The 21,647-nt window shown below is 61.1% G+C and carries 13 protein-coding genes; 6 read left to right on the top strand and 7 right to left on the bottom strand.

Features of this window, described 5'->3' with window-relative positions; translation table 11 throughout:
• Window positions 1–210: 210 nt before the first annotated feature.
• The 4 genes from ligA to AC27VU_RS06260 all read right to left on the bottom strand — a co-directional run bounded on the left by ligA (window position 211) and on the right by AC27VU_RS06260 (window position 7,989).
• Window positions 211–2,568: an NAD-dependent DNA ligase LigA gene (ligA, locus tag AC27VU_RS06275; RefSeq protein ID WP_488723677.1), complete on the bottom strand. Its 2,358-nt coding sequence runs from the start codon at window positions 2,566–2,568 to the stop codon at window positions 211–213.
• 147 nt (window positions 2,569–2,715) lie between these two features.
• Window positions 2,716–3,579, bottom strand: a complete 864-nt coding sequence (gene zipA / locus AC27VU_RS06270; RefSeq protein ID WP_025110345.1) for a cell division protein ZipA — start codon at window positions 3,577–3,579, stop codon at window positions 2,716–2,718.
• A 259-nt stretch (window positions 3,580–3,838) separates the two neighbouring features.
• Entirely contained in the window at window positions 3,839–7,327 is a 3,489-nt protein-coding gene (gene smc / locus AC27VU_RS06265; RefSeq protein ID WP_003223321.1) for a chromosome segregation protein SMC, read from the bottom strand.
• 2 nt (window positions 7,328–7,329) lie between these two features.
• The gene (locus tag AC27VU_RS06260; protein ID WP_045122360.1) at window positions 7,330–7,989 is read right to left on the bottom strand and encodes a GntR family transcriptional regulator; all 660 of its coding nucleotides are present in this window, start codon (window positions 7,987–7,989) and stop codon (window positions 7,330–7,332) included.
• A 267-nt stretch (window positions 7,990–8,256) separates the two neighbouring features.
• On the opposite strand from AC27VU_RS06260, the gene xdhA reads away from it, so the two are divergent.
• From xdhA to guaD, 4 genes are all read left to right on the top strand, one after another.
• Window positions 8,257–9,711: a xanthine dehydrogenase small subunit gene (gene xdhA / locus AC27VU_RS06255; RefSeq protein ID WP_488723676.1), complete on the top strand. Its 1,455-nt coding sequence runs from the start codon at window positions 8,257–8,259 to the stop codon at window positions 9,709–9,711.
• A complete protein-coding gene (gene xdhB, locus AC27VU_RS06250) occupies window positions 9,704–12,103 on the top strand; it encodes a xanthine dehydrogenase molybdopterin binding subunit (protein ID WP_488723675.1) in 2,400 nt (799 codons plus the stop codon). The genes xdhA and xdhB overlap by 8 nt, the downstream gene beginning before the upstream one ends.
• Window positions 12,104–12,251: 148 nt before the next feature.
• Window positions 12,252–13,109 (top strand): xanthine dehydrogenase accessory protein XdhC, encoded by an 858-nt coding sequence (gene xdhC, locus AC27VU_RS06245; RefSeq protein WP_003223314.1) that lies wholly within the window; start codon window positions 12,252–12,254, stop codon window positions 13,107–13,109.
• Window positions 13,110–13,122: 13 nt separating this feature from the next.
• Window positions 13,123–14,427: a guanine deaminase gene (gene guaD / locus AC27VU_RS06240; RefSeq protein ID WP_003223312.1), complete on the top strand. Its 1,305-nt coding sequence runs from the start codon at window positions 13,123–13,125 to the stop codon at window positions 14,425–14,427.
• Between the two features lie 146 nt (window positions 14,428–14,573).
• Here guaD and AC27VU_RS06235 read toward each other — a convergent pair whose 3' ends face one another.
• Window positions 14,574–15,338 carry a GntR family transcriptional regulator gene (locus AC27VU_RS06235; protein WP_007961054.1) on the bottom strand — a complete coding sequence of 255 codons (765 nt, stop codon included), beginning with the start codon at window positions 15,336–15,338 and terminating at the stop codon, window positions 14,574–14,576.
• A 359-nt stretch (window positions 15,339–15,697) separates the two neighbouring features.
• Between AC27VU_RS06235 and AC27VU_RS06230 the strand changes: the two genes are divergently transcribed.
• Complete coding sequence (locus AC27VU_RS06230) at window positions 15,698–16,894, top strand: benzoate/H(+) symporter BenE family transporter (protein WP_262143111.1); 1,197 nt, start codon at window positions 15,698–15,700, stop codon at window positions 16,892–16,894.
• Window positions 16,895–16,930: 36 nt separating this feature from the next.
• On the opposite strand, the gene AC27VU_RS06225 is transcribed toward AC27VU_RS06230, so the two are convergent.
• On the bottom strand, window positions 16,931–17,275 hold the full coding sequence (locus AC27VU_RS06225; protein ID WP_003223308.1) for a YggL family protein: 345 nt from the start codon (window positions 17,273–17,275) through the stop codon (window positions 16,931–16,933).
• Between the two features lie 235 nt (window positions 17,276–17,510).
• On the opposite strand from AC27VU_RS06225, the gene dacB reads away from it, so the two are divergent.
• A complete protein-coding gene (gene dacB, locus AC27VU_RS06220; RefSeq protein WP_488723674.1) occupies window positions 17,511–18,971 on the top strand; it encodes a D-alanyl-D-alanine carboxypeptidase/D-alanyl-D-alanine endopeptidase in 1,461 nt (486 codons plus the stop codon).
• A 150-nt stretch (window positions 18,972–19,121) separates the two neighbouring features.
• On the opposite strand, the gene AC27VU_RS06215 is transcribed toward dacB, so the two are convergent.
• A complete protein-coding gene (locus AC27VU_RS06215) occupies window positions 19,122–21,509 on the bottom strand; it encodes a sensor domain-containing diguanylate cyclase (protein WP_488723673.1) in 2,388 nt (795 codons plus the stop codon).
• Window positions 21,510–21,647 lie beyond the last annotated feature (138 nt).

Below are 21,647 nucleotides of genomic sequence, written 5' to 3'. Positions count from 1 at the left end.
AGACAACAATGTTCCCGAATACAGCGCAGCTACTGAGTGACACTGCCGATGTGGCGAGGGAGCTTGCTCCCGCCGGGGTTGTGAAGCAGCCCCAAAACCACGCGACCTCATTTATCCTGAAATACCGAGGATGGTGGTTTTGCGCCGACTTCGTCGCCGAGCGGGAGCAAGCTCCCTCGCCACAAAAACAAACTGCCGACCTAAAAGGTATCAGGCAGAAATACCGTGGGTTTTGAGGAACGCGATAAACGTCTCTTCATCCATCACCTTCACGCCCAGCTCATTGGCCTTGGTCAGCTTCGAGCCAGCCCCCGGCCCCGCCACCACGCAATGAGTTTTCGCCGAGACCGAGCCGGCAACTTTGGCGCCGAGGCTTTCCAGGTGTTCTTTGGCCACATCGCGGCTCATCAACTCGACCTTGCCAGTCAGCACCCAGGTCTCGCCGGACAGTGGCAGGCCTTCGACGACTTTCTTCTCGCTCAGCCAGTGCATGCCGAAATCACGCAGCTGTTTTTCGGCAGACTCGGCGATTTGCCGGTGCTCAGGCACAGCAAAAAACTCGCGAACAGAATTGGCCTGCTTCTCCGGCAACGCCTGGCGCATGTCCAGCCAATCAGCATTCATTACCGCTTGCAGCGAACCGAATTTGTCCGCCAGTTTCTGCGCACCGCCCGGGCCGACCGAAGGGATGTGCAGTTTGTCGAGCAAGCCGCCAAGCGTGGTGCTGGCGGCAAATTCGGCGCCGAGTTCACCCTGATCCTGAATCTGCAGGCCATGCCCCAACAACTCGGTGATCACCTGCTGGTTGTGCGCATCTTCAAAGAAGCTGTGAATCTCGTGCGCCACTTCCAGGCCGATGTCCGGCAGGTAGGTCAGCACTTGCGGCAACGCCTGCTGCACGCGCTCCAGCGACCCCAGCGAGCGCGCCAAGACCTTGGCCGTTTCCTCACCGACATCGGGAATGCCCAGCGCATAAATGAACCGCGCCAGTCCCGGTTGCTTGCTGTCTTCGATGGCTGCCAGCAGCTTGTTGCTGGAGACTTCGGCGAAGCCTTCCAGATCGACAATGTCGTCGAACTTCAACGCATACAGATCGGCCGGCGAACTGACCAGGCCTTCGTCGACCAGTTGCTCGACGCTCTTGTCGCCGAGGCCTTCGATGTCCATCGCCCGGCGCGAGACAAAGTGAATGATCGCCTGCTTCAGTTGCGCACCACAGGCCAGACGGCCGACGCAGCGGTACACCGCACCTTCGCTGATGGTTTCCTTGCCCTTGCTGCGCTTGACCAGTTGCGTGCGCTCGACATGAGAGCCGCAGACCGGGCAGTTCTCCGGAATCGCTACAGGACGTGCATTCTCGGGGCGGCGTTCGGTGACCACTTGCACCACCTGCGGGATCACGTCACCGGCGCGGCGGATGATCACCGTATCGCCGATCATCAGGCCCAGGCGCGCCACTTCGTCCATGTTGTGCAGGGTGGCGTTGGCCACGGTGACACCCGCGACCTTGACCGGTTTCAGCCGCGCCACCGGAGTGACGGCGCCGGTACGGCCGACCTGGAATTCCACGTCGAGCAGTTCGGTGAGTTCTTCCATGGCCGGGAATTTGTGCGCGATCGCCCAACGCGGTTCGCGGGCACGGAAGCCCAGCTCACGCTGATCGGCGATGCTGTTGACCTTGAACACCACACCGTCGATTTCGTAGGCCAGCGAGTTACGCCGTTCGCCGATGTCGCGGTAGTAATCCAGGCACTCGTCGATGCCTTTGGCCAGTTTCAGCTCGTGGCTGATCGGCATGCCCCACTTCTGCAATTGCTTGAGGTTGCCGATGTGGGTGTCGGAAATATCGTGTGAGACCTGACCGATGCCGTAGCAGCAGAACTCCAGCGGGCGGTTGGCGGTGATCTTCGAATCCAGCTGACGCAGGCTGCCGGCAGCGGCGTTGCGCGGGTTGGCGAAGGTCTTGCCGCCGACTTCCAGTTGCGAGGCGTTGAGGCGCTCGAAACCGGCCTTGGACATGAACACTTCACCGCGCACTTCCAGGGTCGCCGGCCAGCCCTCGCCATGCAGCTTCAACGGGATGTTGCGCACGGTGCGCACGTTGACGCTGATGTCTTCACCGGTGGTGCCATCGCCGCGGGTGGCGCCACGCACCAGTACACCGTCCTGATACAGCAGGCTGACCGCCAGGCCATCGAGTTTCGGCTCGCAACTGTATTCCACCGCGGCGCCGCCACCGAACAGATCACCGGCCGGCAGATCCAGACCTTCGGTCACCCGGCGGTCGAACTCGCGCATGTCGGTTTCTTCGAAGGCGTTGCCGAGGCTGAGCATCGGCACTTCGTGGCGCACCTGGGTGAACGCGGTCAACGCCACGCTGCCGACGCGTTGGGTAGGCGAGTCGCTGGTGATCAGTTCCGGATTGGCCGCTTCCAGTGCCTTGAGCTCGTGGAACAACCGATCGTACTCGGCGTCCGGAATGCTTGGCTCGTCGAGGACGTGGTACCGGTAGTTGTGCTGATCGAGTTCAGCGCGCAGCTCTAGGATGCGGTTTTTGGCGGCGGTCATGGGTGTTCTCTCATAAAGCAAAAGAGCAGCCGAGGCTGCTCCAGTTTCATCATTCAAAGATCGCAGCCTCGTTGCACTCGACAGCTCCTACAGGGATCGCGTTCCTCTGTAGGAGCTGCCGAAGGCTGCGATCTTTTGATCTTGGCCTTAGCGCTTCTGGGTCAGGGCGCGGCGTTCGAATTCGACGATGCGCTGACGGTAGTGCTCGATGGTCTGCGCGGTCAGTACGCTGCGCTGGTCATCTTTCAGCTCGCCGTTCAGTTCCTGGGACAGCTTGCGCGCTGCCGCGACCATCACGTCGAAAGCCTGCTTCGGATGACGCGGGCCTGGCAGGCCGAGGAAGAAGCTCACCGCCGGGGTGCTGAAATGGTCGATATCGTCCAGATCGAAGATGCCCGGCTTGACCGCATTGGCCATGGAGAACAGCACTTCACCGTTGCCGGCCATGCTTTCGTGACGGTGGAAAATATCCATCTCGCCAAAACGCAGACCGCTTTCGAGAATATTCTGCAGCAGGGCCGGGCCTTTGAAGCCGGCGGCGTCGCGGCAGATCACGCTGATCACCAGCACTTCTTCGGCTTGCGGCTGATCCTTGTCGGCCACCGCTGGCGACGGCTTGATGTCTTCGACGAAGTCATCATCACGGCTGCTGAAGCTCGGGCCGCCGTCCAGGTCCAGGTCGAGGTTCAGGTCGCCCTGGGCCGGACCGTTGCTGCCGCGCTTGCCACGTTTCGAACCGGATTCGCGAGGCTCGCGAGCTTCGCGGGCCGGCATGCTCACCGACGGCAGATCGTGTTCGTCCAGTTGCGGTTCTTTATGCGTATCCAGCACGCGGGCCGGGCCCAACAGCTCAGCGCTGGTGTCCTCGTCCGGCAGGTTGGACAGACTTCGGTCAAGACGGAATTTCAGTTTTCCCTTGCCGCCGCGCATACGGCGCCAGCCATCGAAAAGAATACCGGCTATCACAATGATGCCGATGACGATCAGCCACTCGCGCAGACCGATTTCCATGTAATCCCGTGCCTCTATAAAAAATGCTGAAAAATAAGGGGTTTACATTTTGCAAACCGCTTTAAAACGTGGCGCCAACTCTATGTTCTGACAGGCGTTTTGCCCACGTATACGAAAAATTGACATTAAACTAGCACGACCAAAGACAACTTTACACCGTCTGTCACATTGGCTTGCGCGAATATGTCGATTGGCCAGCAAGTCGAAGTCGGTAAAAAAGTCCTACAGAACATAAATACCCTTCCGACACCACGCTGACTCAGGCGTCCACCATCGCCATCGCCTCCTCGACATCCACTGCAACCAGTCGCGAACAACCCGGCTCGTGCATCGTCACGCCCATCAGTTGATCGGCCATTTCCATGGCGATCTTGTTGTGGGTGATATAGATGAACTGCACGGTCTGCGACATCTCTTTAACCAATCGTGCGTAGCGTCCAACGTTAGCGTCATCCAGTGGCGCGTCAACTTCATCGAGCATGCAGAACGGCGCCGGATTCAATTTGAAGATCGCAAAAACCAGTGCCAGCGCGGTCAGGGCTTTTTCCCCGCCGGAGAGCAAATGGATGGTGCTGTTCTTCTTCCCTGGCGGCTGCGCCATGATCGTTACCCCTGTATCGAGTAGATCTTCGCCCGTCAGTTCCAAATACGCGCGCCCGCCACCGAAAACTTTCGGGAAAAGTGCCTGTAAACCGCCATTGATCTGATCAAAGGTATCTTTGAAGCGATTACGGGTTTCCTTGTCGATCTTGCGGATGACGTTTTCCAGGGTCTCCAGTGCTTCCACCAGATCGGCGTCCTGCGCATCCAGATAACGTTTACGTTCGGACTGTTGCGTGTATTCGTCGATGGCCGCGAGGTTGATCGCGCCCAGGCGTTGAATCCGCGCATTGATCCGTTCGAGTTCTTCTTCGGCGGCGCGTTCACTGGCCTCGGGCGTCAACGTCGCGAGCACGCCATTGAGATCGTAGCCGTCTTCGAGCAATTGATCCTGCAGCGCCTTGCGCCGCACGGTCAGCGCTTGCCATTCCATGCGTTGCTGTTCGAGCTGGCCACGGATCATTTGCGATTGCTGCTCGGCCTGGGTCCGGCGCTTTTCCGCTTCGCGCAGTTCGCGGTCGGCGTCTTCCAGCGCGATCTGCGCGGTCTTCAGTTCTTCGTCGACGGTCATGCGTTTGTCGAGCAGTTCTTCGAGTTTCAGGCGCAGCTCTTCCAGCGGTGCCTCGCCCTCCTCCAGATTCAGGCTCAACTGCTCACGCTTTTCGGTCAGGCGCTCGGCCTGCATTTCCAGCCGCTCCAGCGCCTGCCGCGTGGAATCATGTTGCGCGCGCAACGAGCCAAGGCGCACCGCCAGTTGGTGGGCGTGATCCTTGTGTTGCCGGGCTTCCTGACGCACGCGATCGAGGCGTTCGCGCAGGCTGTCGCGCTGAGCCAGCAGCAACTCGCGCTGCTCGGTGTCCAGCGCCATGGCGTCGAGCGCTTCCTGCAATTGCATGCGCGCTTCGCCGACTTGTTCGTGTTCCAGCTCGCGCTGCTCGCCGAGTTCGATCAGCTCTTCGTCAAGCCGCGTGCGGCGCAGCATCAATTGTTCGGCCTTGGCTTTACCGGCGGACAACTGGGCTTTCAATTCACCTTGGGAACGCGCTTCGTCCTGCAGCAAACGGCGCAAATGCTCACGGCCGTTTTCCTGCTGCCGCTGTTGCGCACGCAGGGTCTGCAAACGGGTTTCCATGGCTTCGACCGTGGCTTCGCGCTCTTCGCGCTCGGCCTGCAGCGTCTCGATTTCCTGGCCACGGGCGAGCATGCCGCTTTCGGCTTCACTGGCGCGACGCACGCGCAGAAAGTGTCGGCCGACCCAGTATCCGTCGCGGCTGATCAGGCTCTGCCCGGCACTCAACTGGCCGCGCAGAGCCAGCGCCTGCTCGAGGCTGTCGACCGGTTTGACCTGGCCGAGCCACGGCGACAGATCGATCTGCGCCTCGACCTTGTCCAGCAAACTGCCCGCCACTCGCACACCATCACTGGCGGGACTGAGCAGGCGCAGATCACCTTGGGTGAACGCGGACAGATCGAAGCCGTTGAAATCATCCACCAGCACCGCTTGCAGATCGGCGCCGAGCACGGTTTCCACCGCCAGCTCCCAACCGGCCTCGACCTTCAGCCCTTCGGCCAGACGCGGGCGCTCGGCGAGATTCTGTTCGCGCAGCCATTCGGCAGTGCCGGTGCCCGGATCGAGCGCGGCTTGCTGCAAGGCTTCCAGCGAGGCCAGTCGCCCGTTGAGACGCTGCAAATCGCCCTGCGCCTGTTGCTGCGCGGTCAGTGCCTGCTGCAGTTCCTGACGCAGCTGTTCAAGCTTTTCGACCTGCGCTTCTTCGCTGGTCTGCAAATCTTCGAGGGTCGCTTCGGATTCGGCGAGCTGCTCGTTGAGCGCCATGATCGCCGCGTCTTCCGGGTCGGCGGAAAGCAAATCGCGCTCTTCAGCAAGACGCTTTTGCCGATCGGCCAGACGCTCCATGCTGGTTTCCAACTGCTGGATCCGCGACTGCTGCACTTCGGCCTGACGCCGTGGTTCGGCGGCGGTCAGGTTGAAGGTGTCCCACTGCTCCTGCCAGCCGTGCATGGTCAGCTCGGCTTCTTCCAACGCAGCAGCAGCTTCTTCGGCGGCGGCGCTGGTGACTTCCTGCTCGGGGGTGAGCATGTCCAGCTCTTCGCCGAGGGTCAGCAGCAACGTGCGGTCGTGACCCAGGTGCGATTCGGTTTCAAGGCGCGCGCGCTCGGCTTCTTTCAGATCGTCCTGCAACTGACGCAAGCGCTGCTGGCCGTGCTGGATGCTTTGCTCGACCCGGGCAATATCGCCGCCGACCGAATAGAAGCGCCCCTGCACCAGATTGAAGCGCTCGGACAGTTCATGGTGCCCGTCGCGCAGGCGCTCGATGGCGGCATCGGCATTGCGCTGCTCGGCGACCAGCGCTTCGAAACTGACTTCCTGCGTGCCGATGATCGACTCGCGCTGGCCGACCTGATCGTTCAGATCCTGCCAGCGCAGGGCCGACAGTTGCGCCTTGAGCTGACGCTCTTCGCTCTTGTATTCCTGATACTTCCTGGCGGATTCGGCCTGACGGTGCAAGCGTTCGAGCTGGCGTTCGAGCTCTTCGCGCAGGTCGGTCAGACGCGCAAGGTTTTCGTGGGTGCGGCGGATGCGGTTTTCGGTCTCGCGCCGGCGCTCCTTGTACTTGGAGATGCCCGCCGCTTCTTCGATGAAGTTGCGCAAGTCTTCAGGCTTGGACTCGATCAGCTTGGAGATCATCCCTTGCTCGATGATCGAGTAGCTGCGCGGGCCCAGACCGGTGCCGAGGAAGATATCGGTAATGTCGCGACGACGGCATTTGGTGCCGTTGAGGTAATAAGTCGTCTGGCTGTCGCGGGTCACCTTACGACGGATGGAAATCTCCGCGTAAGCCGCGTATTCGCCCAGCAGCGTGCCGGCGGAGTTGTCGAACACCAGCTCGATGCTCGCCTGGCTCACCGGTTTGCGACTGGTCGAGCCGTTGAAGATGACGTCGGTCATCGACTCGCCACGCAGGTTTTTCGCCGAACTTTCGCCCATCACCCAGCGTACGGCGTCGATGATGTTCGACTTGCCGCAACCGTTCGGCCCGACGACCGCCGCCATGTTACTGGGGAAGTTCACCGTGGTCGGATCGACGAAGGACTTGAACCCCGCCAGTTTGATGCACTTTAGCCGCACGCTCAGGCAACCGTCAGGGCGGAAACCACCAGATCGCAGCTGCGCTGGGCGTAAGCCGTCAGCACGATGCGGATCTGCGGCAAATCACGGGCGAGCACAGCGGCCAGCAGGCGTTCGAACAGTTCGAGGAACTCGCTCATTTCGGCCTTGCGCTGTTCGAGGGCGAGGAAGTACGCACGGCTCATGGCCGGCTGCAGGTTCTCGACGGTCTCTTGCAGGTACGGGTTATTAGCAAACGGGTACGCAGCGCGCATCACGGCGAAGCTGTCGTCGACGAAGGTGCGGATGTCCTGACGCTCGTAGCTTGCGCCCAGGCGCTGCTGGATTTGCACGAACGGCGCCATGTCGGCCTGGGTCTGCCAGCCATTGGCGACCGCATTGCCGAGCAGGATGTACAGCTCGCTCATCAGCGTACACAGGCTCTGCACTTTGTGCGCGGTGAGTTCGGTGACATGGGCGCCACGTCGCGGCAGGATCGCGATCAGGTGGCGGCGTTCGAGGATCAGCAGGGCTTCGCGGACCGATCCGCGGCTGACATTGAGGGCCAGCGTGACCTTCTGTTCCTGAATGCGCTCTCCCGGCTTCATTTCGCCGCGAATGATGCGTTCGGCGAGGTGGTGAGCAATTTGCTCGGCGAGGCTGTCCGGCGCCTTGAACGTCATGGTTGTCCTTCAAACTCTTCGATCTGCACAAGCGGCGCAGTGTAGCGCAAATGCAAGTACATGGCGGAGTGCCCGCACGGCGCTTTTTGGCACGATTCAAGCAAAAAAGCAGTGGATCCGCTCAGGGTCAATACTCAATAGAGCACGCGTTAATCGACAAAACCGTTTTTCCTGACCTTTAAGTCAGAAAACCATTGACCGAAAAGTCAGACCTGCTAAATTCGGTTGAAGTCGGTTAACAACAATAATGAGTCTGCGAGGCCTTCCGTGATCCAGTTTTTACTTAACCAGGAACTCCGTAGCGAGCACGCCCTGGACCCGAATCTGACCGTGCTCAATTACCTGCGCGAACACGTGGGCAAATCCGGCACCAAAGAAGGCTGCGCCAGCGGCGACTGTGGCGCCTGCACCGTGGTGGTCGGCGAGTTGCAAACGGATGACGCCGGCCGCGAACACATTCGCTATCGCAGCCTCAACTCGTGCCTGACCTTTGTTTCGTCGCTGCACGGCAAACAACTGATCAGCGTCGAAGACCTCAAGCACCAGGGCGAATTGCACAGCGTGCAGAAAGCCATGGTCGAGTGCCACGGCTCGCAGTGCGGCTTCTGCACCCCCGGTTTCGTCATGTCGCTGTTTGCCCTGCAAAAGAACAGCGATGCACCGGATCAGGCCAAGGCGCACGAAGCGCTGGCCGGCAACCTCTGCCGCTGCACCGGCTACCGGCCGATCCTCGCCGCCGCCGAGCAATCCTGCTGTGGCAAGCAGCCGGACCAGTTCGATGCCCGCGAAGCCGAGACCATCGCCCGTCTCAAAGCCATCGCCCCGACCGATATCGGCGAGCTCAACAGTGGCGACAAGCGCTGCCTGGTGCCGCTGACCGTCGCCGATCTGGCCGACCTCTACGACGCTTACCCACAAGCCCGACTGCTGGCCGGCGGTACCGATCTGGCACTGGAAGTCACCCAGTTCCACCGCACCCTGCCGGTGATGATCTACGTCGGCAACGTCGCCGAAATGAAGCGCATCGAAACCTTCGAAGACCGTATCGAAATCGGCGCAGCCACCGCCCTCTCCGACTGCTACGAAGCACTGACGGCTGAATACCCGGACTTCGGCGAATTGCTACACCGTTTCGCTTCGCTGCAGATCCGCAACCAGGGCACCCTCGGCGGCAACATCGGCAACGCCTCGCCAATCGGTGACTCGCCACCGCTGCTGATCGCCCTCGGCGCGCAGGTGGTGCTGTGCAAAGGTGAAACCCGGCGCACGCTGAACCTGGAAGATTACTTCATCGACTACAAGGTCACCGCCCGTCAGGAAAGCGAATTCATCGAGAAGATCATCGTCCCGCGTGCCAGCGCCGAACAGCGCTTCCGCGCCTACAAAGTCTCCAAGCGTCTGGACGATGACATCTCCGCCGTCTGCGCCGCGTTCAACCTGCGCGTGGAAAACGGCGTGATCACCGACGCGCGCATGGCATTCGGCGGCATGGCCGCGATCCCGAAACGCGCCGCCCATTGCGAAGCCGTACTGCTCGGCCAGCCGTTCAACAACGCCGTGGTCGAACGCGCCTGCGCCGCATTGGCCGAAGACTTCACGCCGCTCTCGGACTTCCGCGCCAGCAAGGAATATCGCCTGCTCAGTGCGCAAAACCTGCTGCGCAAATACTTCATCGAACTGCAAACACCGCACATCGAGACTCGGGTGACCGCTTATGTCTAACCATCACGCCGTAGAGAAGACCCAAGCCGAATTGGCGGAACTGTTTGCCAAGGACCTGACCACCGGTGTCGGCCGCAGCGTCAAGCACGACAGCGCCGCCAAGCACGTGTCCGGTGAAGCGCAGTACATCGATGATCGTCTGGAATTCCCCAATCAGCTGCACGTTTACGCACGGCTGTCGGACCGCGCCCACGCGAAAATCATCAGCATCGACACCAAGCCCTGCTACGCCTTCGAAGGCGTGCGCATTGCGATCACCCACGAAGACGTGCCGGGCCTGAAAGACATCGGCCCGCTGCTGCCGGGCGATCCGCTGCTGGCCATCGACGACGTGCAATTCGTCGGTCAGCCAGTGCTGGCCGTGGCCGCGAAAGACCTGGAAACCGCACGCAAAGCGGCGATGGCGGCGATCATCGAGTACGAGGATCTCGAGCCGGTGCTGGACGTGGTCGAAGCCTTGCGCAAACGCCACTTCGTGCTCGACAGCCACACCCATCAACGTGGCGATTCGGCTTCGGCATTGGCCACCGCCGAACATCGCATTCAAGGCACGCTGCACATCGGCGGTCAGGAACACTTTTATCTGGAAACGCAGATCTCCTCGGTAATGCCCACCGAAGACGGCGGCATGATCGTCTACTGCTCGACGCAGAACCCCACCGAAGTGCAGAAACTGGTGGCCGAAGTGCTCGACGTGTCGATGAACAAGATCGTCGTCGACATGCGCCGCATGGGCGGTGGTTTCGGCGGCAAGGAAACCCAGGCCGCCAGCCCGGCGTGCCTGTGTGCGGTGATCGCGCACCTCACCGGCCAGCCGACCAAGATGCGTCTGCCACGGGTCGAAGACATGCTGATGACCGGCAAGCGCCACCCGTTCTATGTCGAGTACGACGTCGGTTTCGACAGCTCCGGGCGCCTGCACGGCATCGCCATGGACCTGGCCGGCAACTGCGGCTGCTCCCCGGACCTGTCGGCGTCGATCGTTGACCGGGCCATGTTTCACTCGGACAATTCGTACTACCTCGGTGACGCGACCATCAACGGTCACCGCTGCAAGACCAACACCGCGTCGAACACCGCTTACCGTGGTTTCGGCGGCCCGCAGGGCATGGTTGCGATCGAAGAAGTGATGGACGCGATTGCCCGTCACCTCAACCTCGATCCGCTGGCGGTGCGCAAGGCCAACTATTACGGCAAGACCGAGCGCAACGTCACCCACTACTACCAGACCGTCGAGCACAACATGCTCGAAGAGATGACCGCCGAACTGGAAGAAAGCAGCCAGTACGCCGAGCGCCGCGAAGCGATCCGCCGCTACAACGCCAACAGCCCGATCCTGAAAAAGGGCTTGGCGCTGACCCCGGTGAAATTCGGTATTTCCTTCACCGCCAGCTTCCTCAACCAGGCCGGCGCGCTGATCCACGTCTACACCGATGGCAGCATCCACTTGAACCACGGTGGCACGGAAATGGGCCAGGGCCTGAACACCAAGGTCGCACAGGTGGTGGCCGAAGTGTTCCAGGTGGAAATGGATCGGGTGCAGATCACCGCGACCAACACCGACAAAGTCCCGAATACCTCGCCGACTGCGGCTTCCAGCGGTGCCGACCTCAACGGCAAGGCTGCGCAGAACGCCGCCGAGATCATCAAGCAGCGTCTGGTAGAGTTCGCTGCGCGACACTACAAGGTCAGCGAAGAAGATGTGGAATTCCACAACGGCCATGTGCGCGTGCGTGACCACATCATGACCTTCGAAGCGCTGATCCAACTGGCGTATTTCAATCAGGTCTCGCTGTCGAGCACCGGCTTCTACAAGACCCCGAAAATCTACTACGACCGCAGCCAGGCCCGTGGTCGGCCGTTCTACTACTTCGCCTTCGGCGCGGCGTGCTGCGAAGTGATCGTCGACACCCTGACCGGCGAGTACAAGATGCTCCGTACCGACATCCTCCACGACGTCGGCGCCTCGCTGAACCCGGCGATCGACATCGGTCAGGTCGAGGGCGGTTTCGTCCAGGGCATGGGCTGGCTGACCATGGAAGAACTGGTCTGGAACAACAAGGGCAAGCTGATGACCAACGGCCCGGCCAGCTACAAGATCCCGGCCGTGGCCGACATGCCGCTGGACCTGCGGGTGAAGCTGGTCGAGAACCGCAAGAACCCGGAAGACACGGTGTTCCATTCCAAGGCTGTGGGTGAGCCGCCGTTCATGCTCGGGATTGCCGCGTGGTGCGCGATCAAGGATGCGGTGGCGAGCCTCGGTGACTATAAGCATCAGCCAAAGATCGACGCGCCGGCGACTCCGGAGCGGGTGTTGTGGGGGTGTGAGCAGATGCGCCAGCTCAAGACTGTGAAAGCGGTCGAAGCTGAAGCTGAGTTGGCTCCGCTCTAGGACCGAGGTGCGGCCTTCGCGAGCAAGCTCGCTCCCACAGTAGATCTTCAGTGGGCACAGATTTTTGTGGAAGACAGAGATCAAAAATGTGGGAGCGAGCTTGCTCGCGAATAGGCCCGAACAGACAACGATGTTGTAGGGGTGAACTATGTACAACTGGATCGACGCCCTCGCCGACCTGCAGAACCAGGGCGAACCCTGTGTTCTGGTGACGATCATCGAAGAACTCGGCTCGACCCCGCGCAACGCCGGTTCGAAAATGGTCGTCAGCGCCAGACAGACCTTCGACACCATCGGTGGCGGGCATCTGGAATACAAAGCCATGCAAATCGCCCGCGAGATGCTCGCCAGCGGCAAGCAGGACACCCATCTGGAGCGCTTCAGCCTCGGTGCCAGCCTTGGCCAGTGCTGCGGCGGCGCCACCGTGTTGCTGTTCGAACCGATGGGCCAGGTGCAGGCGCAAATCGCCGTATTCGGCGCCGGGCATGTCGGCCGGGCGTTGGTGCCGTTACTCGCCAGCCTGCCGTGCCGGGTACGCTGGATCGACTCGCGGGAAGAGGAATTCCCCGAACAGATCCCCCACGGCGTGCGTAAAATCGTCGCCGAAGAGCCTGTGGATGAAATCGATGACCTGCCCGTCGGCAGCTACTGCATCGTCATGACCCACAACCATCAGCTGGACCTGGAACTCACCGCCGCGATCCTCAAGCGCAACGACTTCGCCTACTTCGGCCTGATCGGCTCGAAGACCAAACGGGCCAAGTTCGAACATCGCCTGCGTGATCGCGGTTTCGACAGCGGCGTCGTGCAACGCATGCGCTGCCCGATGGGCATCGGCGAAGTCAAAGGCAAACTGCCTGTGGAAATCGCCATCTCCATCGCCGGCGAAATCATCGCCACCTATAACGCCAATTTCGGCCAGCACACCGCCAGCGCCGAACCGATTGCCAAACTGCTGCCCGTTTCCCGGCGCAGTCAGGCCGCCAAACTCAAAGCCTCAAACTGATTAGAGAACCCTCATGCCTCTGACTCGCAAAGCCTACCGCGCCGCCATCCTGCACAGCATCGCCGACCCCGCCGAAGTCGGGATCGAAGCCTCCTACGAATATTTCGAGGACGGCCTGCTAGTGGTCGATGGCGGCAAGATCAGCGCCCTCGGCCACGCCAGCGAACTGCTGCCGACCCTGCCGGCGGACATCGAGATCACCCATTATCAGGACGCGCTGATCACCCCGGGCTTCATCGACACCCACATCCACCTGCCGCAAACCGGCATGGTCGGCGCCTACGGCGAGCAACTGCTGGACTGGCTCAACACCTACACCTTCCCCTGCGAAAGCCAGTTCGGTGACAAGGCCCACGCCGATGAAGTCGCGGACATTTTCATCAAGGAACTGCTGCGCAACGGCACCACCACCGCGCTGGTGTTCGGCAGCGTGCATCCGCAGTCGGTGAACTCGTTCTTCGAGGCCGCCGAGAAACTTGATCTGCGGATGATCGCCGGCAAGGTGATGATGGACCGCAACGCCCCGGACTATCTGACCGACACCGCCGAATCGAGCTACGTCGAGAGCAAGGCGCTGATCGAACGCTGGCACGGCAAGGGTCGCCTGCACTACGCGGTCACCCCGCGCTTCGCCCCGACCAGCACCCCGGAGCAACTGACTCTCGCCGGCCAACTGCTGACCGAATACCCGGATCTGTACATGCAGACCCACATCAGCGAAAACCTCAAGGAAATCGAGTGGGTCAAGGAACTGTTCCCGGAGCGCAAGGGTTACCTCGACGTTTACGACCACTACCAACTGCTCGGCGAACGCTCGGTGTTCGCTCACGGCGTACACCTGTGCGACGACGAATGTGCGCGACTGGCGGAAACCGGCTCGGCAATCTCGTTCTGCCCGACCTCGAACTTCTTCCTCGGCAGTGGTTTGTTCAATCTGCCGATGGCCGAGAAGCACAAGCTCAACGTCGGCCTCGGCACTGATGTCGGTGGCGGCACCAGTTTCTCGCTGCTGCAAACGCTGAACGAAGCCTACAAAGTCATGCAGCTGCAGGGTGCGCGGCTGAGTCCGTTCAAGTCGCTGTACCTGGCGACCCTGGGCGGTGCGCGGGCACTGCGCCTGGAAGACAAGATCGGCAACCTGCAGCCGGGTTCTGATGCGGACTTCCTGGTGCTGGATTACAACGCCACGCCACTGCTCAGCTATCGCCTGAAACAAGCCAACAACATTGCTGAAACGTTGTTTGTGCTGATGACACTGGGCGATGACCGCACGGTGCAGCAGACTTATGCGGCAGGGGCTTTGGTGCATCAGCGCTGAGTTTTCCCGAGGCATAAAAAATCCCCCGGCGCCTTTCAGCCTGGGGGATTTTTATTGCCTGTCAGGAAGATCAAAAGATCGCAGCCTGCGGCAGCTCCTACATTGGATCGCACTCCCCTGTAGGAGCTGCCGCAGGCTGCGATCTTTTAAAGCTTGGCCGCAGGGCGCCCAGGCTTCTTGGTCTGCAACAAATGCGAGAACACCGCATGCAGGTCATCCGACGCACTTTCCTCATCGAGGTTGAGCTTGCTGTCGATGTGATCCATGTGATGCATCATCAGGTCCACCGCCAGTTCACCGTTGCGCGCTTCGATGGCGTCGATCAACTGGGTGTGCTCGTCATAGGAGCAATGCGAGCGATTGCCGCTTTCGTACTGGGCAATGATCAGCGAGGTCTGCGAGACCAGGCTGCGCTGGAAGCTGATCAGTGGCGCGTTTTTCGCCGCTTCGGCCAGTTTCAGGTGGAATTCGCCCGACAGACGAATACCGGCGCCGCGATCGCCACGGGAGAAACTGTCGCGTTCGTCGTTGACCATCTGGCGCAATTCGGCGATCTGCTCGGCGGTGGCGTGCTGCACGGCCAGTTCGGTAATCGCGCGCTCCACCAGACGGCGGGCCATGAACACCTGACGCGCTTCTTCAACGCTCGGGCTGGCGACGACCGCGCCACGGTTCGGCCGCAACAGCACCACGCCTTCATGAGCCAGACGCGACAGCGCGCGGCGAATGATGGTGCGGCTGACCCCGAAGATTTCCCCCAGCGCTTCTTCGCTCAATTTTGTGCCGGGCGCCAGACGCTGTTCGAGGATGGCCTCGAAGATATGCGCGTAGACAATATCGTCCTGGGTTCCGCTGCGGCCGGCTTTGCCTGCTCGCGGTTGTTTCTTGAGGGGTTGCAACTGTTCGTTCATGGGCACTCGAGTCGGGAGAACTGCGGCGAATAGACCGTGACTGTAATACGGCACAGTAGGTCGCTGGCAAGTATCGCGTAAAAAACAGCGCGATTGTACACAATGGATGGTGGCAACACGACTGTATGGCTGTTTGTGTCCACGGCTGTATTGCAACGATCCGTTACGATTGAGTTTAGGCTTGATCGCAGAATCCGCTGCCAGAACAAAAATCCCCCTGTGGGAGCGGGCTTGCTCGCGAAGGCGGTGTGTCAGGCGACATCTGCCTTGAATGACCCACCGCTTTCGCGAGCAAGCCCGCTCCCACTGGGTTCAGCGTTGCTACGGACATCTCCATCTGTATAAGGAACACCGCCGTCATGAACGACGCCACCTACACCCGCCTGCGCCCCCTCGCCGACACTTCGCCCTCGGCGATCGTCGCCGGTTTCATCGCGATGATGACCGGCTACACCAGTTCGCTGGTGCTGATGTTCCAGGCCGGGCAAGCGGCGGGTTTGAGCAGCGCGCAGATTTCCTCGTGGATCTGGGCGATCTCGATCGGCATGGCGGTGTGCTCGATTGGCCTGTCGTTGCGCTATCGCACACCGATCACCATTGCCTGGTCGACACCGGGTGCAGCCTTGTTGATCACCAGCCTGGGCGGCGTCACCTATGGCGAGGCCATCGGCGCCTACATCACCTGCGCGGTGCTGGTGACGATTTGCGGCCTGACCGGCAGCTTCGAACGCCTGGTGAAAAAGATCCCGGCGTCGCTGGCAGCGGCGCTGCTGGCGGGGATTCTGTTCAAGATCGGCAGCGAAATCTTCGTCGCCGCGCAGCACCGCACCGGGTTGGTGTTGGGGATGTTCTTCACCTATTTGGTGGTCAAACGCCTGTCGCCGCGTTACGCGGTACTGGCGGCGCTGCTGATCGGCACCGCGCTGTCAGGTTTCATGGGGCTGCTGGATTTCAGCGGTTTCCATCTGGAAGTGGCGACGCCGGTGTGGACCACTCCGCACTTCTCGCTGGCCGCGACCATCAGCATCGGCATTCCGCTGTTCGTGGTGGCGATGACCTCGCAGAACATGCCCGGCATCGCCGTGCTGCGGGCCGACGGCTACAACGTGCCGGCCTCACCGCTGATCACCACCACCGGCATCGCCTCGCTGCTGCTGGCGCCGTTCGGTTCCCACGGCATCAACCTCGCGGCAATCAGCGCGGCGATCTGCACCGGGCCGCACGCCCATGAAGATCGCAACAAGCGCTACACCGCTGCGGTGTGGTGCGGGATTTTCTACGGAATCGCCGGGGTGTTCGGCGCTACATTGGCGGCGCTGTTTGCCGCGCTGCCGAAGGAACTGGTGCTGTCGATTGCCGCGCTGGCGCTGTTCGGCTCGATCATCAATGGCCTGAGCATCGCCATGACCGAGGTCAAGGAACGCGAGGCGGCGCTGATCACCTTCATGGTCACGGCGTCGGGGCTGACGCTGTTTTCCATTGGTTCGGCGTTCTGGGGGATTGTCGCGGGGGTACTGACCTTGCTGATCCTCAACTGGCGCAAAACCCAGGCATAAAAAAACGGCGACCTCAGGTCGCCGTTTTTTTCAGTATCACTTAGCCGCGTTGATCGGCTTTTCCGGATACCAGACGTCCAGCAGCGGGCTGACGGTCATGCCGGTCAGTTCGCTACGGTTTTTCAGCCAGGCTTCAACGGCAGCGCGCTGCTCTTCGTTGACCGAGCCACGCTTCTGCAGGCAAACCAGACCGAAGTCATCGCCGCCAACATAACCCAGACCGTTGGCTTCCATGGCTTCTTTGATGAATGCTTCGAGGAAAGCGTCAATGGCTTCTTCGGACAAGTCTTCTTTGAAGTCCAGGTTCAGTTCGAAACCCAGCTCTTGGAATTCATCAACGCACAGTTTTTTGCGCAGACGCTGGGAACGGTTAGTCGCCATTGGAACAATCCTCTTAAGTAATAACGGCCGGCACTTTACCAGCTTAAGCGGTCAATTGCCCGACTCTCTGGGCGCGGTGGCCGACCGCCTGTAAAAAAAATAACGAAATGGCCGCCTCGGGCAAGGCACAAGCTGTTACACCTTGGGGCATAATGCCGACACTTTCATGACCACTGAGGGCTTTTTCATTCATGCCTTCGTTATTTTCCCCCTCTTCTGCAGGGTTCTATTTCATATGATCAAATCGTTGCGTCCTCTCTTTCTCGCCGGCCTTCTTCTGCCCCTGGCCCTGCCGGTTGCCGCTGCCACCATCAACACCGCCCTCACCCCCAACGTCGAAAAAGCCCTCAAGGCCAGCAAACTGCAGCCAACCGCGCTGTCGCTGGTGATGATTCCGCTCGACGGCCCGGGCAATCCGACCGTGTACAACGCCGACGTCTCGGTCAACCCGGCCTCGACCATGAAACTGGTCACCACCTACGCCTCGCTGGAAATGCTCGGCCCCAACCATCAGTGGAAAACCGAGTTCTACACCGACGGCGATCTGAGTGGCGGCATCCTCAATGGCAACCTGTACCTCAAGGGCGGCGGCGATCCGAAGCTGAACATGGAAAAACTCTGGCTGCTGATGCGCGACCTGCGCGCTAACGGCGTGACCCAGGTCACCGGCGACCTGATCCTCGACCGCAGCTTTTTCATCCAGCCGCAACTTCCCGAATTCAACGACGACGGCAACGACGAGAACAAACCGTTCCTGGTCAAACCGGACTCGCTGCTGGTCAACCTCAAGGCCCTGCGCTTCGTTGCACGTAATGACAGTGGCCGGGTGCTGATCTCGGTGGAGCCGCCGATTGCCAGTGTGCGCATCGAAAACACGGTCAAGGCGCTCAACTCCAAGCAGTGCACCGGTGGCGTGCGCTACAACCCGGTGGCCCAGGCGGACGGCAGCGTGACCGTGACCGTCGCCGGTCAATTGGGCGAGGGCTGCAGCTCGCAGACCTACCTGTCGCTGCTCGACCACGCGACCTACACCGCCGGTGCCGTGCGCGCGATCTGGAAAGAACTGGGCGGCAGCATCCAGGGCAAGGATCGCCTCGCCGCGACCCCGAGCAGCGCCAAGCTGCTGGCCCGCGCCTACTCGCCGGATCTGGCGGAAATCATCCGCGACATCAACAAATACAGTAACAACACCATGGCTCAGCAGCTGTTCCTGAGCCTCGGTCAGAAGTACCGCAACGAAGCCGACGGTGATGACGCCAAGGCTGCGCAACGCGTGGTTCGCCAGTGGCTGGCGAAGAAAGGCATCACCGCGCCGCACCTGGTAATGGAGAACGGTTCCGGACTGTCGCGCGCCGAACGCGTCAGCGCCCGCGAGATGGCCAACATGCTGCAAGCCGCCTGGCATAGCCCGTACGCCGCCGAGTACATCAGCTCGCTGCCGATTGCCGGCATGGACGGCACCATGCGCAAACGCCTGAAGACCACCGCGATGCGCGGCGAAGCCCACGTCAAGACCGGTACCCTGAACACCGTACGGGCAATCGCCGGCTTCAGCCGCGACGTCAACGGCAACACCTGGGCGGTGGTGGCGATCCTCAACGACAAGGCCCCGTTCGGCGCGTCGTCGGTGCTGGATCAGGTGCTGCTGGATCTGTACAAGCAGCCGCGCCTGCCGCAGACGGCTTCGGCGCTGTAAGCACCAAGTAAAAGCCGTTCCTTTGTGGCGAGGGAGCTTGCTCCCGCTTGAGTGCGCAGCGCTCACAAGATTTTTGGGGCAGCTTCGCTGCCCAGCGGGAGCAAGCTCCCTCGCCACAAAACAGGGTTCCACAGGGATTGGCGTAACGGCTCAGCTCATCTGCTCGACCCGATCGCGCCCGCCCTGCTTCGCCGCATACACCCCCGAATCCGCCCGCAGCAGCAGCGCATCCGCGCCCTCCCCCGGGCGCCAGCTGGCGATGCCGAAACTCGCCGTCACCACCCCGACCACATCCACCGGCGCACTGCGCAGGCCTTGCCATAGCTCCATGGCGAGGATGTACGCGTGCTCGCCGTCGATGTCCGGGCACAACACCATGAACTCTTCACCGCCCAGGCGGCAGAACACATCGGTTCGGCGCAAGCGATGAGCGATGCGTTCGCACACCGCCTGCAGCACCCGGTCGCCCACGGCATGGCCGTACTGGTCGTTGATGCGCTTGAAGTGATCGATGTCGAGCATGATCACCGACAGCTCGCCGCCGCCCCGTTCGACCCGGGCCATCTCAGTGGTCAGGCGTTCCTGGAAGTAGCGACGGTTGTGAATGCCGGTCAGTGAGTCGGTGACCGACAGCGCCCGCAGCTCCTCTTCGACCCGCTTCAGATCGGAAATGTCGGAGATGTAGCCGTGCCATAGCACGCCGCCGCCCGGCAGTTCTTCCGGCGTCGCCTCGCCGCGCACCCAGCGCAGGCCGCGCTCGAGCAACTGCACGCGGTACTCCTCGCGCCATGGACTGAGATTGTCCGCCGAGGCGCGGATCGAGGTGCGCACGCGGGTGATGTCTTGCGGATGGATACGGGTGAAAATCGCCTCGGCATTGAGCAGCAGCACGTCTGGCTCCAGCTCGTAGATCTCGCGGATGCCGTCGCTGGCGTAGATCACGCTGAAGCGCCCGTCGAATTCCATCTTGAATTGATAGATGCCGCCGGGCACGTGGGCGCTGAGTTTTTTCAGCAGTACATCGCGCGCCGCCAGTGCTTCGTGCACACGCTTGCGCTCGGTGATGTCGATGCAGATCGCCAGATGACCGACCCACAGTCCTTGCTCATCGAGCACCGGGGTGGCAAGCATGTTCACCGGCAGATGGCTGCCGTCGCTGCGCACCAGCGTCCACTCGCGCGCCTCATGACCGCCGACCTCGCCGCCCTCGACCAGCATCGCGTGGCAGGTCGGAATGCTCTTGCCGTAACGCGCACTCAACTCCGCCGAACGCGCGGCCAGCTCTCGCGGCAGATGCAGGTTTTCCAGCGTCATATGGCCGACCACATCAGCGCTGCTGTAGCCGAGCATCTGTTCGGCGCCAGGGTTGAAGGTGTTGATCACCCCGCGCAGGTCGGTGGCAATGATCGCCACCTGCGTCGCGGCATTCAGCACGCCGCGCAACTGGCCGTGGGTGCCGCGCAATTCCTGCTCCCGGGCGTGCAGTTCCTGGGTGCGCAGTTCGACCATGCGCAACGCGCGTTGACGCTGGCTCACCAACACATAGAGCAATGCGCTGAGCAACACACTCAGCAGCGCGCCCAGCACCACCAGACTGCTGATTGACGAATGGTTGGCCTGCAGAAAGGCTTCGCTGGGCTGTATGTCCACCTGATAGTCATGGTCGGCCATGCGCAACAACTGCGTGGCCGACAGATCACTGGCCCCCGCCTTGTTGGCCGACTCATACAGCACTTCATGCTGGTCGTCGGTGGACAGGTCAAGAATGCGTACGCTGAGGAAATCCTGGTTGTCTTCGGGCAACCCGTCGGCCAGCAACTGCTGCATGCTGATCACCGCCATTACATAGCCTTCCGGCGGACTTTTCGGTGCCCCTTCGCGAGTGACCGGCGCCACCAGCAATACGCCCCGGGCATACGCCGGATCAACGCCCACCAGATGCAACGGCTGGGACACCACCATGTCCCCGGTACGGTCGGCGCGCTCCAGTGTCGCCCGGCGCAGGGGTTGCGCCAGCAGGTCGTAACCCAGTGGCGTAGGCAAGCGGCTCTGACTCTGGGTGTAGATCACCGGCACATATTCGGGGCGATCACCGGCTGCCTGGAGCTGGTCGTCAGCGGTCAGTTCACGAAAGGTAAAGGTGCTGAAACCTTCGTTGCGCACCGCTTGCTCAACCGCCGGGCGCTGGGCACGGCTGACCCGCGGCGCATAGGAATAGGCCTGGGTGCGTAATAAAAGAGGTTTGGCATAGCCATCGAATTCGCTGCGTGAGACCGAATCGGAGTTGGCGAAGAAGCGGCGCAGGCCGTCGAGGCGCTGCTCCTGATCCTGGAAACGTTCTTCGATGCGGCTGTAACGCTCATTGGCCAGCAGCTGAAAGCGTTGATGCAGTTGATGATGAAACTGAGTGAGGGTGGCCCAGGCGAGCAGCCCCGTGAGAATCCCGCCGGCGAGCAATACCAGCAGCGCGACCAGCCAGGCCGAGACTTCTTCGCTGATAAAACCCAGTATCTTTGGGCGCACGGGGTGCAACGACATAGGGGCAACTCACGACGCCACTGTTTCAGGGAAAAACCCCATTGGCCATGAGTTGAGTTATAGCTATTAGCCATTAATTTGGCTAGCTCTGATCGGATCCAAGAGCCTTTTAAAATCAAGGCTCTGTGGATCCAACCA

Source organism: Pseudomonas sp. 14P5.3.2 (assembly GCF_057799175.1).
This window is presented reverse-complemented; position numbering and strand designations above follow the sequence as displayed.